Annotated in this window: 14 protein-coding genes and 1 tRNA gene; 7 read left to right on the forward strand and 8 right to left on the reverse strand. The window is 40.9% G+C overall.

Annotated features, from left to right (window positions below; genetic code table 11):
• Window positions 1–5: 5 nt before the first annotated feature.
• Window positions 6–2594, reverse strand: coding sequence for a type I DNA topoisomerase (gene topA / locus KJA58_RS04415; protein ID WP_213358218.1), 2589 nt, complete (start codon window positions 2592–2594; stop codon window positions 6–8).
• 231 nt (window positions 2595–2825) lie between these two features.
• On the opposite strand from topA, the gene KJA58_RS04420 reads away from it, so the two are divergent.
• On the forward strand, window positions 2826–3623 hold the full coding sequence (locus KJA58_RS04420; RefSeq protein WP_213358219.1) for a hypothetical protein: 798 nt from the start codon (window positions 2826–2828) through the stop codon (window positions 3621–3623).
• Between the two features lie 16 nt (window positions 3624–3639).
• On the opposite strand, the gene rpoN is transcribed toward KJA58_RS04420, so the two are convergent.
• Both rpoN and KJA58_RS04430 read right to left on the reverse strand, forming a co-directional pair.
• Window positions 3640–4935 (reverse strand): RNA polymerase factor sigma-54, encoded by a 1296-nt coding sequence (rpoN, locus tag KJA58_RS04425; RefSeq protein WP_213358220.1) that lies wholly within the window; start codon window positions 4933–4935, stop codon window positions 3640–3642.
• A 2-nt stretch (window positions 4936–4937) separates the two neighbouring features.
• A complete protein-coding gene (locus KJA58_RS04430; RefSeq protein WP_213358392.1) occupies window positions 4938–6854 on the reverse strand; it encodes an ATP-dependent helicase in 1917 nt (638 codons plus the stop codon).
• A gap of 113 nt (window positions 6855–6967) precedes the next feature.
• Between KJA58_RS04430 and ung the strand changes: the two genes are divergently transcribed.
• Entirely contained in the window at window positions 6968–7657 is a 690-nt protein-coding gene (gene ung / locus KJA58_RS04435; protein WP_213358221.1) for a uracil-DNA glycosylase, read from the forward strand.
• Complete coding sequence (locus KJA58_RS04440; protein WP_213358222.1) at window positions 7654–7890, forward strand: hypothetical protein; 237 nt, start codon at window positions 7654–7656, stop codon at window positions 7888–7890. Before ung ends, KJA58_RS04440 begins: the two co-directional genes overlap by 4 nt.
• Here KJA58_RS04440 and KJA58_RS04445 read toward each other — a convergent pair.
• Window positions 7873–8493, reverse strand: a complete 621-nt coding sequence (locus KJA58_RS04445) for a non-canonical purine NTP pyrophosphatase (RefSeq protein ID WP_213358223.1) — start codon at window positions 8491–8493, stop codon at window positions 7873–7875. The genes KJA58_RS04440 and KJA58_RS04445 overlap by 18 nt on opposite strands.
• 165 nt (window positions 8494–8658) lie before the next feature.
• On the opposite strand from KJA58_RS04445, the gene KJA58_RS04450 reads away from it, so the two are divergent.
• The 4 genes from KJA58_RS04450 (at window position 8659) to KJA58_RS04465 (ending at window position 12517) form a co-directional block, all read left to right on the forward strand.
• Window positions 8659–9897 carry a DUF1343 domain-containing protein gene (locus KJA58_RS04450; protein WP_213358224.1) on the forward strand — a complete coding sequence of 413 codons (1239 nt, stop codon included), beginning with the start codon at window positions 8659–8661 and terminating at the stop codon, window positions 9895–9897.
• Window positions 9898–10091: 194 nt separating this feature from the next.
• A complete protein-coding gene (gene groL, locus KJA58_RS04455; protein ID WP_213358225.1) occupies window positions 10092–11732 on the forward strand; it encodes a chaperonin GroEL in 1641 nt (546 codons plus the stop codon).
• A gap of 104 nt (window positions 11733–11836) precedes the next feature.
• A tRNA-Arg gene (locus KJA58_RS04460) sits at window positions 11837–11910 on the forward strand.
• A 19-nt stretch (window positions 11911–11929) separates the two neighbouring features.
• Window positions 11930–12517, forward strand: a complete 588-nt coding sequence (locus KJA58_RS04465; protein WP_213358226.1) for a peroxiredoxin — start codon at window positions 11930–11932, stop codon at window positions 12515–12517.
• On the opposite strand, the gene KJA58_RS04470 is transcribed toward KJA58_RS04465, so the two are convergent.
• The 4 genes from KJA58_RS04470 to tolB form a co-directional block, all read right to left on the reverse strand.
• Entirely contained in the window at window positions 12514–12891 is a 378-nt protein-coding gene (locus KJA58_RS04470) for a hypothetical protein (protein WP_213358227.1), read from the reverse strand. The genes KJA58_RS04465 and KJA58_RS04470 overlap by 4 nt on opposite strands.
• A gap of 91 nt (window positions 12892–12982) precedes the next feature.
• Window positions 12983–13609 carry a LysM peptidoglycan-binding domain-containing protein gene (locus KJA58_RS04475; protein WP_213358228.1) on the reverse strand — a complete coding sequence of 209 codons (627 nt, stop codon included), beginning with the start codon at window positions 13607–13609 and terminating at the stop codon, window positions 12983–12985.
• Window positions 13599–14174 carry an OmpA family protein gene (locus KJA58_RS04480; RefSeq protein ID WP_213358229.1) on the reverse strand — a complete coding sequence of 192 codons (576 nt, stop codon included), beginning with the start codon at window positions 14172–14174 and terminating at the stop codon, window positions 13599–13601. The genes KJA58_RS04475 and KJA58_RS04480 overlap by 11 nt, the downstream gene beginning before the upstream one ends.
• Window positions 14171–15499 (reverse strand): Tol-Pal system protein TolB, encoded by a 1329-nt coding sequence (gene tolB, locus KJA58_RS04485; RefSeq protein WP_213358230.1) that lies wholly within the window; start codon window positions 15497–15499, stop codon window positions 14171–14173. The genes KJA58_RS04480 and tolB overlap by 4 nt, the downstream gene beginning before the upstream one ends.
• Window positions 15500–15526: the final 27 nt, after the last annotated feature.

Raw genomic sequence — 15526 nt, forward strand, 5'->3', positions numbered from 1 at the left:
AACTATTAGTCATTCTCCTGATCTTTGGAGAGATGCTGGGATAGAATCTTCGGCAGTCTGAGCATATCCAGAGCTTCGGGAGAGCCAAAAAGAGCTCCTAGAAGAGCATCTGGCCGAATTAGCTTCTTGTTACTGGGGTCTTGGAGAGAGTGGGTTTTAATATACTCCCAAAGCTTTTTGGTTGCCTCTGGTCTGGAAACTGGTTGTGAACCTATTAAGGCTGCAAGTTCTTTGGATGGCGTTAGCTGTGGTGCAGCTTTTGTTGTCTTGGAGACATTCTTTGTTTTGTCTGTTTGTTTTTTCCCAGATTTTCTCCCTGAAGTTTTTTTGCTGGAAACTTTCGTTTTTTCATAAGCAGTTTTAGGTCTGTTGACGTACTTGTCCATGACTTCATCAACAGAGTTTCCTATAACATCGCAGGAGGGGAACTCAGAACAAGAATAAAAGAATTTATTAAACCTGGATTTTTTTCGTAAGATTTTTCCGGAGCACCCTACAGCAGGGCACGGTACGGGGTCAAACTCTGGAGTAGGAGCTTCTCCTTTTTTTAACAGGGTTATAGTTCCTCGGCACTTTGGGTAGTTCTCGCAGCCTAGAAAGGCGCCGAATTTTCCGTGTCTAATTTTCATAGGGCCTTGGCAAATAGGACATGGGCTATCCCACGGATTGTCTTGGCTATAATCATCTTTATTGAACGAAAACTCTTCTTCAGAAATTTTGTATTCACATTCAGGATACTCTGAGCAGCCGAAGAAGTAATGATTTTTTGCCCATATTTTTGTTAGAGAGCCTTTTTTGCATGAGGGGCAAGGAATGTCTGTTGCTATGCGGGGTATGGTGGCCTCTTTTTCAGCGCTTGTTACTTCTGGAAGAAAATGGTCCCAAAACTCTCTGATAAGGGTTTTCCAAGACTTCTTATTATCAGCAATGAGTTCCAATTCATCTTCCATACGGGCAGTAAACCCGACATTCATAATTTGAGGAAAATTTGTTTCGAGAAAAGCAGAGATAACTTTACCCAAATCCGTAGGCTTTAACCTGGAATTTTCCTTCACAGTATATTCTCGTCTTTGAATTTTATCCATGATGGCAGCGTAGGTAGAGGGTCTACCTATGCCAGATTTTTCCAGTTCTTTAACCAGAGAAGCCTCAGTAAATCTTGGAAGAGGTTTTGTGAACGACTGTTCATGGAAGAGTTCTAAAAGGTTTAAAGTTTGTCCAACAGATAAGGGTGGGAGGGGAGAAAGCTCTTTGTCTTCTGCAGTATCATCATCTTCCTTTTCCTGGTATACAGCAAGGAATCCGTTGAATTTCAATACGGACCCAGAAGCTTTTAGTTCAACTTGAGAATCTGTTTGGATGCGTACAGAAAGTGTGTCATAAACAGAAGGCTGCATTTGAGAAGCTACGAAGCGTTTCCAGATAAGTTCGTATAAATTTAACTGATCTTTCGTTAGGTATTTTGCTAAAGTTTCTGGAGTAAGAGCGATATCTGTGGGTCGAATAGCTTCGTGAGCATCCTGGGTCATTTTTTTTGTTGAATATCCATTTGGAACTTTAGGAAGATACTCATTTCCGTAAGTTGTTTGGATGAAAGTTCTTGCCGCGTCTATAGCTTCGGGTGCTGAGCGAACAGAATCTGTTCTCATGTAAGTAATCAGTCCTGTTGCTTCTCCTTCTTTTAGTTCTACTCCTTCGTATAAAGTTTGCGCTATGTTCATAGTTCTGGAAGCTGAAAAACGAAAATGTCTGCTAGCTTCCTGCTGTAAAGTAGAGGTTGTAAAAGGAGGCATAGGATTACGCTTTTTTTCCTTTGCTTCTACTTTAGATACAGTGTAAGTAGCGCCTTGCAATTTTCGGATAACAGCTTCAGCTTTTTCTTGTGTATCTATTAGCAGAAACTCTGTTTCCGATTTGTTTTCAGGAGGTTCTTTTTCCCATCGTTTTCCATCCACAGCATGTAGAGAGGCGGAAAAAGATTTTTGGCTTTTAGGATCTAGAAGATCGGCAGAAATGTTCCAGAATTCTTTTGGAACAAAGGTTTCTATAGCGTGCTCCCTGTCTACGACGAGTTTAAGCGCTACGGATTGTACTCTTCCAGCAGATATTCCAGAGCGTTGTTGTAATTTTCTGCTTAGAATAGGAGAGATTTTATATCCCACGATGCGGTCAAGAAGGCGTCGTGCTTGTTGAGCATTGACCAAAGCCATGTCGATTTGTCTGGGAGTTTGTAGCGCTGCTGTTACCGCAGACTTTGTTATCGCGTTGAAGGATACTCTATGAATTTGAGTTGTTTTGGGTAAATATTTAGCTATATGCCAAGCGATAGCTTCTCCTTCCCTGTCGGGGTCTGGAGAGAGATAAACGGCTTCACAGGAAGAGGCTATTTTTTGAATATTACGGATAACATCTTTTTTATCGGGTAGAATTTCGTAGTGAGGTTCAAAATCATTTTCAATATCGATACCAAACTCTTTGCTTGGAAGGTCGGCAACATGCCCGATGGAAGACGCAAAAACAAAATTTTTACCTAGAAACTTTTGCAATGTTTTAATTTTGGCTGGGGACTCAACAATAATCAGGGATTTTTTCATATAAGCATTCCAAATCCAAAATTCCTCGTTCTTAAGAGTGAACACATGTCCTTAGAAAAGAAAAAGAACTTAGGAACGTCGACAATCTGAAGTTAGTTCCGATCTTTTAGCTAACGTTTTTCTGTTAACCGTAATTATTTATTTTAACAACGAAAATTATAGAGAACATGGTTCAAAATACTTTATAACGGATTTAGAGAAAAGCAGATCTTTTACGAAGAGCTTTTTAATATGAGTGAGATACCGTTTATAGCTAATTTCAAAGTTGATGAAGAAACTCTTTCTCAGGATTTAATTTCTTTAAATCGAGAGGGTTTTTTGGTGGGGCCCAACGAGGAAAAGCCAGCCTTTTTTGCTCGAGTAGATCGAGATGGGGAGAAAGGAGGCTATACTTTCCCTGAGGAGTTAGCGCAAATTTTTGATGTAAGACCTAATCATTTGGAAGTGATTTATTCTGATGAAGGTATAGGGGGCTGGGAAGGAGGGTGTACTTGGATAGAAAGTTCTGGTGTTTCTATTCAATTGCGAAAGAAGTTTTTAAAGTCTTCCAAATTATTTTTTCTTTATTCCAGAAAAGAAGTATTGATGCACGAAGCCGTTCATGCCGTAAGAATGAAGTTTCATGAGCCTTTGTTTGAAGAGATTCTTGCCTATAGAACTTCTCGTGGTTTGAGGCGATATTTGGGACCTTTATTTCGTCACCCAGGTGAAAGTTATTGGTCGATTTTTGGAGCTTTAGTAGGTCTAGGAATAAGTTCTTACGATTTAGTTGCCGGATTACTAGTTGCGATAGCTGTTCCTATATATTTTTTGAGTCGACTGATTTTTTATTTGAGAATTTTTGCTAAGGCGCAAAAAAAAATTCGCAAACTTTTAGGGATACCGCCTCTTTGGGTTCTTCTACGGTTAACGGATGCGGAGATAAAGTTTGTTGCTTCTCAGCCTCTTAGAATCATTGAGGAGTATGCTAAAAAGAAGAAGTTAAAAGATTTGCGTTGGCGACAAATTTACGCCTCTTATTTTATGTAAAGCCGTTTTACATCGATTATTTTTTGAACATTAAACGCTGTTTCCTCTTGCTGGCAGGGAGGATTTGCAGAAGTTTTCTGTATTTACTGACAGTTCTTCTGGCGCAAACTATACCCATCTTTAACAAATGTTCGGAAATAGCTTCATCTGATAACGGGATAGGTTCTTTGGCTATAATCTTTCTAATAGCGTCTTTGGCTTTCTCTGAATGGATAGAAGAGTTCTGTAGTGTGTGTAATCGGTTTTTGTTCGATGGGAAAAGATTTTTAAGAGGAATAATTCCTATGGGACAAGATACCGTTTTATTCTCTATAGCACGAAAAATTGTAGAAACATGGTAACCCGCTTCTTCCGCAATCTCCTTGGGGGGGCAAAGAGACGGATAGTCTTTTTTCCCCAAAAGAAAAGCTTCCTGTATAGGAAGAATTTTTTGCATGAGAATTATTAACGTTTGTTCCCGTTTTTTTATAGATTTTAAAAGATGCTTGGCTGCCGAGATTTCTTTAGAGCAACAACCAAAATTAGTCTCCCGGAATAACTTAAGTATCTCCATATCCAGTTTGAGTTCTGGAAGGCCTTTTTTATTAACATTTATTAACCATTGCCCTTCTTGTCTCTGCAAATAAATGTCTGGAGGAGGAAGTCTTAAAGAAGCTCGGGGGTGTTTTAAGTTAGAAAAGGGAGCCCAGGATATTTTGCGGAAAGCCTCCCTTAGAGAAAGAGAAAAATCTTCGATAGGGACAGAAAGTTTTTTTGCTATAGTTGCAAACTCACAATCAACTAGCAAAGGATAATAGTCTTTGACGGCTTGATATATTAAAGGAAACTCTAGATGTTTTAATTGCAGCAGCCAATGTTCTCTTAAGTTGAAGGATGCCACGCCTAAGGGAGAAAATTGTTTTATTTTATCCAAAACAGTTGAAACTTTTTGCTCCGACTGGTCTGTAAGAACAGCTAACTCCTCTATGGAAGAGGATAAAAATCCATGGTCGTCGAGACTGCCTACGATAAATTGTGCTATAAGACGTTCTGCTTCAGATGAAAAGGAGGCCTCTATTTGGCGATTCAAAAGGTGTAAAGGAGAGATTTCTTCAGAAAAAAAATGGTCTGGGAACAAGCCTAAATCTTTAGGCGAAGAATCGAAATCTTCCTCCAGATCCAAAGAGGTTAGATCAAATACAGGATTTGCAATTATTTGTTGTATAACTAATTGTGACAGCTCGTCTATTGGTGCTTCCAAGACTTTCAAGCTCTGCTGTAACTCTTGCGAAAGAGCATGCGTAGCAGAAACTTGTAAATCTTGGTGTAACATGGTCAGCGCATTTGCACGAGATAATCTATAGGGATCTCTCGGAGAAATCTACTTGGCTTCATAGCTCGTATGGATCCCCAAAGGAATCGTGTCTGTGCCGCTGTGAGGTAGAGTAGGTCCTGAGCCCTAGTAATTCCTACGTAACATAGCCGACGTTCTTCTTCAAGGTTTTCGTAATTGCCCTTGGAATTTGCATGGGGAAACAGGTTCTCTTCGAGTCCCACAAGAAAAGCGATTTTAAATTCCAATCCTTTACCATTGTGAATCGTCATTAAATTTAGTCGATCTCCTGAGAGGCTTGTCTCGTCAGTAGAGCTTTTCAGTGCTAGGTCATCAAGGAAAGCCTCTAGTCCTCCCGAAGGATTTTGTTCTGCCCATTCATAAGTTTTGGAAATTAATTCTTCTATATTGCTTTTTCTATCTTCGAAAGTGTCAGGATCTTCTTTTAAGACATCAAAATATTTTGAAAGCCTAACCGTTTCGACAAGCAACTCATGTAATGGAAGCTTCTTGATGCGTTCTCGTAGAGAGTCTATGAGAGAAATGAAAGATTGTAGACCTTCTTTTTGTTTTTTCCCTAGTTTAAGAGATTTCTCTTCTAAGATTTTTTTGCAGGCAGACAAAACGGGGAGATTCTCCTTAGAAGAGAACTCTATAATACTGGAAACGGAAGATGGCCCCAGTCCCCTCTTGGGTAAGTTGATGGTTCTTTCAAAAGCAACATAATCTCTATCCGACGTGATCAAACGTAAAAAAGCTATAATGTCATTGATTTCTTTCCGCTTATAGAAGGAGATTCCGCCAATAATTTCATAAGGGACCCGTCTGCGTAGTAAAGCATCTTCAAAAGTTCTGGATTGGAAGTTGGTTCGATAAAAGATGCAAAAATCTCTGAGGGGGATGCCATGGTTTTTATGTAGACTCCAGATTTCGTCTGCAACGAAATCGGCTTCGTCTTTATCTGTTCTCCCAATGAACAAGCGGATTTTTTCTCCAGGTCCTTTTACGCTGCGTAGTATTTTTTTAAATCTTGATTCGTTGTTTGCTATCAAGGCGTTAGCTGCTTCCAGTATGTTCCCATGGCTTCGGTAGTTATCCTCTAGACGTACGAGAAGAGCTTCTGGATAATCTTTTTCGAAATTAAGGATATTGTGAATATTAGCTCCGCGCCAGGAGTATATAGATTGATCAGGATCTCCTACGGCAAAAATATTATGATGCCTCTTTGCTATAGCTCCGGCAATAACGTATTGAGCATGGTTAGTGTCTTGGTACTCGTCGATTAGTAAAGCGTCCCATAAGTGTTGATACTCCTCTAAGGTTTCTGGAGATTCTTGGAATAAGCGCACAGGAAGGAATAGTAGGTCGTCGAAATCTAAGGCGTTGGCTTCTAAGAGTTTTTTTTGATAATTTTGATATATAGGGACGATGGGTTCCTCATATTCTCTAGGGTCCATGTCTTCTGGATAGAGGAGAGCGTTTTTTGCTCGAGAAATATAATACTGGACAGTGCCAGAGAGATTTTTTTTCAGATTAAGTTCTTGCAAGCACTGCTTAATTAACTTTTCTGAGTCGTTTTGATCATAGATGATAAAGTTGGGGCTTCTGTTGAGTTTGTGGATAGAGCGTCTGAGGATGAATACGCCGAGACTATGGAAGGTGCAAATCATGGGGCGGTGTTCAATGGAAAGGCTCTGGGACATCATATGAAAAATCCTTTCATCAAGCTCTCTGGCTGCTTTGTTTGTAAAGGTCATTACAAGGATTTTGTTGGGAGAGATTCCTTGCTGGATGAGTCTGAGTATTCTGTAACTTACTACACGAGTTTTTCCTGCTCCAGCACCCGCAAGGACGAGGACAGGACAAAACGGAGCCGTTGCCGCGGCATACTGCGCTTCATTTAATTCTGAAAATAACAAGGTCACGAGGAGGCTCCTTTTTTACTTGTTCTTTCGCTTTTACCAAAGAATTTATGGAGATGAAATCTTGTGGCAGAGTATTATATCTTGCAGTTTAAGAAAATGGTATTTTTGTGAATGTCTTCTTAGACTTTGATAAGTTAGATCATTCTTGGCGAGAAAGGTTGCAGCCCGTGCGAAACTCTCCAATAGTTGGAAGGCTGGAGGCTTTCCTTGCTTTGGAGTATGAAAAACAACAAATTTTCCCTAAGAGAGAAGACATCTTTCGCGCGTTAAAGCTAACGCCCTTTGATAAGGTGCAAGTTGTTATTTTAGGCCAAGACCCGTACCATGGCGAAGGGCAGGCTCATGGGTTGTCTTTTAGCGTTCCTGATGGCGTGCCCTTGCCAGCATCATTGGTGAATATTTTTCGCGAACTTAAAGAGGATATTGGAGTAGTCAACACCAAAGGATGTTTGCAGTCCTGGGCTGCTCAAGGAGTTTTGCTATTAAATTCAGTCCTCACAGTAAGAAAAGGGCAACCTCGATCTCACGCCGGTAGAGGTTGGGAGTTCGTAACAGACGCCATCATTTCAGAATTAGTTAACAGAGAGGATCGATTAATCTTTGTTTTGTGGGGCAGTGATGCTAAAAGAAAATGCGACATATTGTTTCGGTCTCCACAGCGTCACGCCATTTTGAGTGCTCCGCATCCTTCCCCGCTTTCTGCTTATCGAGGATTTTTTGGTTCTTCCCCCTTTTCAAAAATTAATTATCTGCTTAGAAAGCAAAATAAACCAATGATCAATTGGAAGCTTCCATGAGCGAAAATATTTGTTTTATTAAGCTTGGGCAGATAAAGAAGATTGTTTCTCGACCGGCTGCTAGCTTGGAGATGACCGCTTTAACTGAAGGAATCAGAAAAAGTGAAGGGGTTATTTCTTCAGAAAAAATACAAAACGACTCCATAAGAATGGAAAGCATTCTTTCTGAGATGCGAGACCTACGTGTGGAAGTCGAACAATCTTTGCAGAAGAGTTTACTCCCTGAGGGTTAGTGCCTCTTGGGATAGAGTAGATAAAACTTCGGATAGCTTTTTCAGAGCTTTAGCTCTATGAGAAACTCTGTTTTTTATATCTTCTGTCAGTTCAGCAAAGGTTAAATTGTAATCATATTTAAAAAACAGGGGGTCATAACCAAAGCCTCCAGATCCTTTTTCCGTATCAGCAATGTATCCTTCACAACAACCGTTAGCTTTATGTATTTCTCCTGTAGGGGAAACTAAGATTATACTGCATTCAAAGTAAGCAGATCGTGCTACGGGTCCTGAAAGATGGGCCATTTGTCGCAGGAGCTCCTGTCGATTATCTTTGTCAGAAGAATTAGGCCCAGCGAAGCAGCTAGAGTTTTTCCCCGGAAGACCATCCAGAGCAGGAACAACAAGGAAAGAGGTTTCTGCTATAGCCCACATGCCCAGAGCTAGGGATGCTTGATGTGCTTTTTTGAAAGCTATCTCTTCAGGAGAGTTTCCTTCTACAGGGTGTGGGTGGTAAGAAGGAAAGTCGAGCAAAGAAAAGACGTCAAAACTCCCTGTGTCTTTCAAAAAAGTCTTTGTGGCGCGAATTTTGTACCCGTTGGTGCTTACTATAACAATATCCATGGGAACCATCGGAAAGCAATTTTGGAAGTTTCGTGCGCAGGGGGTAATAGCCCTGAGAGCACCTTAGCTCCAAAAATAACATTCGCAGGATTAAAGAACAATGGTCCTGAAAGCTTCTGCAAGGCTTGTTTTGCTTTAAATTTTTTTCACAGATAGTATGAGGGCATGAACAGGTTTTTTTTTATTGTCGCCTTTATCTATTCAAGTTTTCTTCTCCCTCAGCTCTCTTCTGGGGTTGAAGTTGGCTTAGATCGAATTTTTACTGAGGATAATTATCGTAAAGTTATTCAAGGAAAGAGAGTAGGGCTGATATCACATCATGCAGCAATCAATAAGGAATGGAAAGATGCTCTGCAAGTGTTTGAAGAGCAAAAAGCGTGTACTGTTAAAGTGTTGATGTCCCCCGAGCATGGATTCTATGGCGCTTTTTTTGCTGAAACACTAGGAAAAGATCAAAGTGAGGTTGTCAAAAAATATACGCACATATCCTTGTACGGAAAGCCAGAAATTCCTTCTGCTGTTGCAGAGTTGTGCGATGTTTTGGTTTTTGACATTCAAGATATCGGCGTCCGTTCGTATTCCTTTATTAATGTGTTGCTTAAGGCGGTGCGTGCTTCAGAAAAATATCAGATGCCACTGATAGTTTTGGACAGACCGAATCCTCTGGGAGGTAACCTTATTGATGGCCCTTTGCCAACAAAAGGTTTTGTTCCAGATATTCCTTATTGTCATGGGATGACCTCTGGTGAATTGGCAAAGTTTTTCAAGTCAAAATATGCTCCAGGGAGCAATGTGATAGTGGTCCCTATGAAAGGGTGGAGTCGGTCTATGAGTTTTCAAGACACGGGATTATCCTGGATACCTACTAGTCCGCAGATTCCTGGGGATAAAACGCCTTTTTTTTATGCCGCTACGGGGATTTTAGGGCACCTGTCTCTAACGAGTATCGGAGTGGGATATACATTGCCTTTTCAGGTTGTGGGAGCTCCGTGGATAGAGGAGGAGCTTCTTGCTCGAACTTTGAATTCTCTGAAACTACCAGGGGTTTTCTTTTTTCCTTACCAATACGAGCCTTTCTTTGGAAAATTTAAGATGGAGCTTTGCAGAGGGGTTCTCCTTGTGGTTACTGACAAGGAAAAGTTTTTACCATTGGAAACTCAATGCGCTATATTGGGGATTTTAAAACGACTTTATCCTAAAGAATTTGCCGAAGCCATCGCTATTTTCAATAAAATTCCTTATAGGAAGACTGCTTTATCGAATCTTTTGGGTAGGGAAGATTTTTTTGAAATCTTAGAAAAAGAGACATACGTAATGTGGCCGTTGCGAAAGTTATGTGCTAGTGGAAGAAAGCAGTTCTTAACTCTTAGAGAACCATTTTTGATCTCAGAATATTCGGATTAGCATTGACGTTTGTTGTGTGCTAAAAAGCCTTCTGAATGGTTTGACAGGAATGTTTTTTGTTTTTAAGATGTCGATCTTTATTGTTCACTCAAGACTTGGGTTAGCTTCATCCCAAGGTTGAGGGACTTATCGCTAGCGTCTCGTCGATGTTAGTTTAAAGCGTTTTTCTAAGAATTGTGTGGTAGGGATTATCAATGACTAAAGTTTTTAATGATCGATTTGAAGGATTAAAAGCCGTTTCCAAAGGTGTACAGGCTTTAGCTAGGGCGGTCTCTGCCACTTTGGGTCCTAAAGGAAGAAATGTTATTCTAAAGAAACCTGCTTCCGGCCCCGTTTCAACTAAAGATGGAGCCACAGTTACAAAAGAGGTGGAACTAGAAGACCCTTTTGAAAATATGGGCGTCAAATTACTGAGAGAAGCCTCTATTAAAACTGCTGATGAAGTCGGAGATGGCTCTTCGACCTCTGTTGTCCTTGCTGCTAAGATTTTTCAGGAGGGTATGAAAGGGATTGCTTCTGGGATGGATGTAAGGAAAATTATTCAAGGGATATCTCTAGGAGCAAAAAAGATCGACGAAGCTTTAACAGCTATGGCTACTCCTATAAAAAAAGATGAGGAAGTGTTACAAATTGCCTCGGTGTCTGCCAGTAATGATCCCGCTATAGGAAATATTATTGCTGAGGCAATGAAAAGAGTCGGTAATGATGGAATGATCACTATCGCAGAAGGTAGAGGTGTCGACACTGTTTTAGAAGTTGTTGAAGGTATGAGTTTTGATCAGGGATACGCGTCTCCTTATTTCGTTACCTCTCCAGAGACTATGACGGTAGAGTTGGAGTACGCTTACGTGGGCATTCTCGATCATAAGCTATCTTCTGTGAGCAAACCGTTGATTTCTTTTCTTGAGAAAGTGGTTGCTGAAAGTAAGTCTCCTTTAGTTTTGATAGCAGAGGATTTTGATGATCAAGTGTTGACCACTTTGGTTGTGAATAAGTTAAAGGGAGGGTTTCCCGTCTGTGCTGTTAAGGCTCCAAATTTTGGAGATCGGAGGAAAGCTGTTCTCTCAGACATAGCGTTGTTGTCTGGAGCTACGGTTATATCCAGTGAAGTAGGGCTATCTCTAGATAAGGTAGGAACAGAAGTTCTTGGTAAGGTAAAAAAGATTTCTGTAGCAAAAGACAAAACTGTTCTTATCGGGGGATGTGGATCTCCCGCGCTTATTGATGAAAGGGTGCGCCTGTTAAAAGGAGAGATAAGGGCTTGTGAATCCGATTATGAAAGGTCGTTTTTGGAGGAGCGGCTAGCAAAGTTGAGCGGAGGTGTAGCAGTAATTAAGTTAGGTGCTATTACTGAGGCGGAGCTTAAGGAAAAGAAATATCGAGTAGAAGATGCTCTGCACGCTACAAAGGCAGCGGTTTCTGAAGGTATAGTTCCTGGCGGCGGGGTAGCTTTAGCCAAGAGTTCCCTTGTATTGGAGGGGATTAATGGGAAGTGTTGCGACGAGAATTTTGGTTTAGCAACGATGTGTAAAGCAGCAAAGGCTCCGTTATTGGCGATAGCTTCCAATTGCGGCCGGGAGGGAGAAGTTGTTCTAGAGCAAGTATTGGCTCAAAAAGATAAAAACTTCGGATACAACGGACTAACGGATGCTGTAGAGGATTTAGTCGCTTCCGGAGTTTTGGATCCTGTATTAGTTACTCGATCTGCGTTAAAGAATGCAGTTTCTATGGCGTCGATGCTGTTATCTAGCGCGTACTTCATAGCAGATAAGCCTTCGAAAAAGAATTCTTCAGGAACAACCTTTTCTGGTGGAAGCGGTTTCCCGGGGATGTAATTAGATTTTTGATTGCTTGGCTTTTCAGAAATCGTTTTGTATTGTCTCAGAGGAAACAGCTTGATCATATGTGTTTTCTCGGATACACTGCTCTCGTCGATTATGCACTGGTAGCTCAGCTGGATAGAGTACCTGGCTACGAACCAGGCGGTCAGAGGTTCGAATCCTCTCCAGTGCGTAGATAAGGAGGTATAGAAATGAAGTCTTTAGTAGGAAATGAGGCCCCCTCTTTCATAGCCAAGGCTGTGGTTGATGGAGAGGTTAAAACTATTTCTTTAGAGTCTTACAGAGGGAAGAACGTCGTTCTTTTTTTCTACCCCAAAGACTTTACCTTCGTTTGCCCCACAGAATTACACGCTTTTCAGGATGCTCTTCCTGCGTTTGAAGAGAGAAATTCTGTAGTCTTGGGGTGCTCCGTAGATGATGAAGAAACGCACAAACGCTGGCTTGCTACTCCCAAAAAAGAAGGTGGAATCATAGGAATTTCTTATCCCTTAATTTCTGATGTCAGCAGAGAGATTTCTCAGAAGTATGGCGTTCTTCACGAACAGGAAAACTTGTCTTATCGAGGACTGTTCTTGATTGATAAGGCTGGAGTTATTCGACACGCAGTCATTAATGACCTTCCTTTGGGACGTTCTGTTGACGAAGAGCTTCGTGTGTTAGATGCATTGCTTTTCTTCGAACAAAACGGAATGGTTTGCCCAGCCAACTGGAAGCAAGGAAGTAAGGCAATGGTTCCCAATGATGAGGGGCTTAAAGAATACTTCAGCACTATTGATTAGAAGGTGAAAAGATCATAGAGGTCTTTTTCTGAAAATAAAAGCAAACTGCTATATCTTTTACACGTTGAGCAGAGAGCCTCTATGATATTGTCATCCCCAACTCCCGGAAGAGCTATAGCGATTATGTTTTTTATTGAGTTTTGCGTATTTAGGAAGTGTATTCCGTAAAAGTAGTGCTCTATGGAGTAGCCTTCCTCTTTCACTCGAAAATATACAACGCTATAGTTGTACATCAAAGTTTTGATAGCCAAAGAAATCCCACAACTATTAGAATGCCCCAGGTGGGTACAGAGATCCATGGGTGTGTGGCACAGGTACGCAGCATCAAAGCATCCCTTTCCTGCTTCGCCAAACAACGCTACAGTTGGTCGCATCTGGAGTTTAGTTGGTGATTTTTCCTCTAATTTCGGATCTTACAAGAGCGTTTTATTATTAGCCATCGAATAATAGTTCGATGTAGTGGGACTATTTGTCTTTTTTTTCAGAAGTTAAACAAAGTCTTTGGCCCGCATAGATATCATCGGAATTAAGTTTATTGATTTTTTTTAGTTCTTTAGGAGAAATCTGAAATTTTTTTGATATGGTCCATAGGCTGTCCCCTTTTTGGACGGTGTAAAATTTCTTGGAACTCTCGCAAATAATTTCAGGATATTCTCCCGGTTGAGATCCATCTATCAAAGACGCTAGTGAGCGTCGAAGTAGCTTCATATCCTTCAGTAAAAGTTCATGATTCTCGCCTAAAGCTTTGAGTTTTTCGTAAAGACAGGTTTGAGTTTCTTTTAAAGAGGAAGCTAATGCTGTTAGAGAAGTTTTTATTTTCTTTTGCTCTGATTCTAAACTTGCAATTTTGGGTTGCAAAGCATTCTTATCCTTCAGTAAGGCGGAAGAGATTTTGGTTTCCATTTCATCTAAGCGATCGGAAAGAAGAGCTAATTCAGCCTCATGGTGAGAAAACTTAAGCTCTAGCTCTTCTAGTTCAGCTTCCAGCAATTGAGAGATGGGAATCTTTTTCTGCTCTTTCGCAAAAGCAGACTCTAAAGACCCTATGACAAGGCAGACCATTATGGTCTTCAGGATGTTATTAACCCACATGGATTTTGAACTCCGCACGACGGTTTTGTTGCCAGGCCAACTCGTTATGTCCGGGATGGACGGGATGCTCTTTGCCGTAAGAAACTGTCAATAAACGATTGGCTGGAACCCCTTGTTTAATAAGGTATTCCTTTACAGCATTAGCTCTTCGAGAGCCTAAGGATAAGTTGTAGGCAGCAGCTCCGCGCTCGTCAGTATGACCTTCTATGAATAGCGTTGTTTTAGAATTTTTCTTCAGGTATTGAACTAAGCTTTGCAAAATAGCTAAATTATTTTCTCCTTTAATTGTGTAACTATCTGTCGCGAAAGTGACGTTTCTAAAAGCATTTGTAGTTTTGGGCGCTTGTTTGTAGAGCTGTTCTTCCTTAACATCATAATCGCCAACTTTTCCTTGAGTGAGGTCCTCTTCTTCGTAAAAAGGAACAAAAGCAAATTGGGATTGATGTCCCTTACGTAAGAGCCCGTGACATCCTCCGCAACAGTTGTCTTGCCACACGGGCATTCCACAAGAGGAGAGAAAAAGACTGGTAATTAGTAAGCTAAAAAATAAGCGGTATATTTTCATAATAATCTCTTTGGTTGACTCGCAAAAGCTCCCCAGGAAGGAAAGCGCTTCTCCCCTGGACCCGAAGTAATTTTAGTTGTTTTTTTAGTAAAAATGCTAAGTAAATAGATATCAGATTTATCTGAGGATCCGGAACTGAAGACCAAATGCCAATCATCCTTGGCCCAAGAAGGATTTTCTTTGTTCTCCGGGGAAAAAGTGAGCTGTAGATCTTCTTTTGTCGCCAGATCATGAACAAATATTTGACGAAAGCCCTTGACTACAGCACAAAAGGCTACAAACCGCCCATTATTGGACCACGAAGGACAACTACAGTTGCGATAACGTTTAGTGAGTAAATAGGGGGCCCCAATTTCCGGTTCTATAGGCATGATATAAATTCTAGGAGAGCCGTCCTTATTGGAAACAAATAATATCTTTGTTCCATCTGGACTAAAGGTAGGATTTCCTTGTGTTCCAAAAGATGCATTCAATAAGGGAAAAGGTTTGCCTAAAGTTCCAGATGCTAGAGAAAAAGGCTGTAAAAAGATGTCCGGATTGCCATTGATGTCTGAGACAAAAACTAGTTTGTTTTTATGACAAGAAATATCAGGCATTAACTGATTCCCCCGCAGAGATATTACGCGTTGTCCTTGGAGTTTATCAAAGGTGTTGATGAAAATCTTTGGAACGCCAGTCTTATAGGAAACATAGAGGTAGGGATAAAATTTTGAGGTAGAACGGATAAATCTGGGAGTTACAGAAAGGGACTTTTCCTCCGTCCTTTGGGCCAAGTTAGCCCCATCATAATCTATTGTCCATAACTCGCCCTGTTTCAAAGATTCTTCATTTTGTTGATGAGAGGTGCTTAATGTGAAAAGGATAACTCCAGAACAAATGCCAGGAACGCCCGTGAGAGCTTCGTGAACATTATCCGCCAAGAGATGAATTTTTTTTCGATCTTCAGCAAGAATTCCAGAAAGTAATTGAGGAGGCAGTTTGAGATTTTCTCTACCTTCCCCAGAAAAGCAACAAGATGCTGAGAGCTCTGGATAACGAATCTTTAATGATACGCGTAGAGGGGTTGTCGCTGCATCAGTCTTAGTAGAAATGGGCGTCAGCCGGTCTCCTGCGGCGAGATCTTTTTTAAAGATTTCGAATAATTGATCGGAATAATTACGTTTTTCTTGCGCCTGAAGTTGAGACGCCGAAAAGTCTAAAGAAACGCTCACAGGAACAGAGCGAGCCTCGGTTCTTACCGAAACTTCCAGCTCTTTGGCGAGGGAAGGCTGGGAAGAAAGGATTGGCAGCAGGCAGGTGATTATGAAAGAAAATCGACTTCTCATACACACTGGATAGCAAAAAGCCTCAGA

The sequence above is a fragment of the Chlamydiifrater phoenicopteri genome, assembly GCF_902807005.1.
GTDB lineage: Bacteria > Chlamydiota > Chlamydiia > Chlamydiales > Chlamydiaceae > Chlamydiifrater > Chlamydiifrater phoenicopteri.

What these genes read in the sequence shown, in the direction of transcription:
- KJA58_RS04470 (WP_213358227.1), bottom strand. Translation starts at nt 12,891, where the DNA reads ATGCGACCAACTGTAGCGTTGTTTGGCGAAGCAGGAAAGGGATGCTTT.
- KJA58_RS04440 (WP_213358222.1), top strand. Translation starts at nt 7,654, where the DNA reads ATGAGCGAAAATATTTGTTTTATTAAGCTTGGGCAGATAAAGAAGATT.
- KJA58_RS04450 (WP_213358224.1), top strand. Translation starts at nt 8,659, where the DNA reads ATGAACAGGTTTTTTTTTATTGTCGCCTTTATCTATTCAAGTTTTCTT.
- KJA58_RS04420 (WP_213358219.1), top strand. Translation starts at nt 2,826, where the DNA reads ATGAGTGAGATACCGTTTATAGCTAATTTCAAAGTTGATGAAGAAACT.
- groL (WP_213358225.1), top strand. Translation starts at nt 10,092, where the DNA reads ATGACTAAAGTTTTTAATGATCGATTTGAAGGATTAAAAGCCGTTTCC.
- tolB (WP_213358230.1), bottom strand. Translation starts at nt 15,499, where the DNA reads ATGAGAAGTCGATTTTCTTTCATAATCACCTGCCTGCTGCCAATCCTT.
- KJA58_RS04480 (WP_213358229.1), bottom strand. Translation starts at nt 14,174, where the DNA reads ATGAAAATATACCGCTTATTTTTTAGCTTACTAATTACCAGTCTTTTT.
- KJA58_RS04445 (WP_213358223.1), bottom strand. Translation starts at nt 8,493, where the DNA reads ATGGATATTGTTATAGTAAGCACCAACGGGTACAAAATTCGCGCCACA.
- KJA58_RS04465 (WP_213358226.1), top strand. Translation starts at nt 11,930, where the DNA reads ATGAAGTCTTTAGTAGGAAATGAGGCCCCCTCTTTCATAGCCAAGGCT.
- rpoN (WP_213358220.1), bottom strand. Translation starts at nt 4,935, where the DNA reads ATGTTACACCAAGATTTACAAGTTTCTGCTACGCATGCTCTTTCGCAA.
- topA (WP_213358218.1), bottom strand. Translation starts at nt 2,594, where the DNA reads ATGAAAAAATCCCTGATTATTGTTGAGTCCCCAGCCAAAATTAAAACA.
- KJA58_RS04475 (WP_213358228.1), bottom strand. Translation starts at nt 13,609, where the DNA reads ATGTGGGTTAATAACATCCTGAAGACCATAATGGTCTGCCTTGTCATA.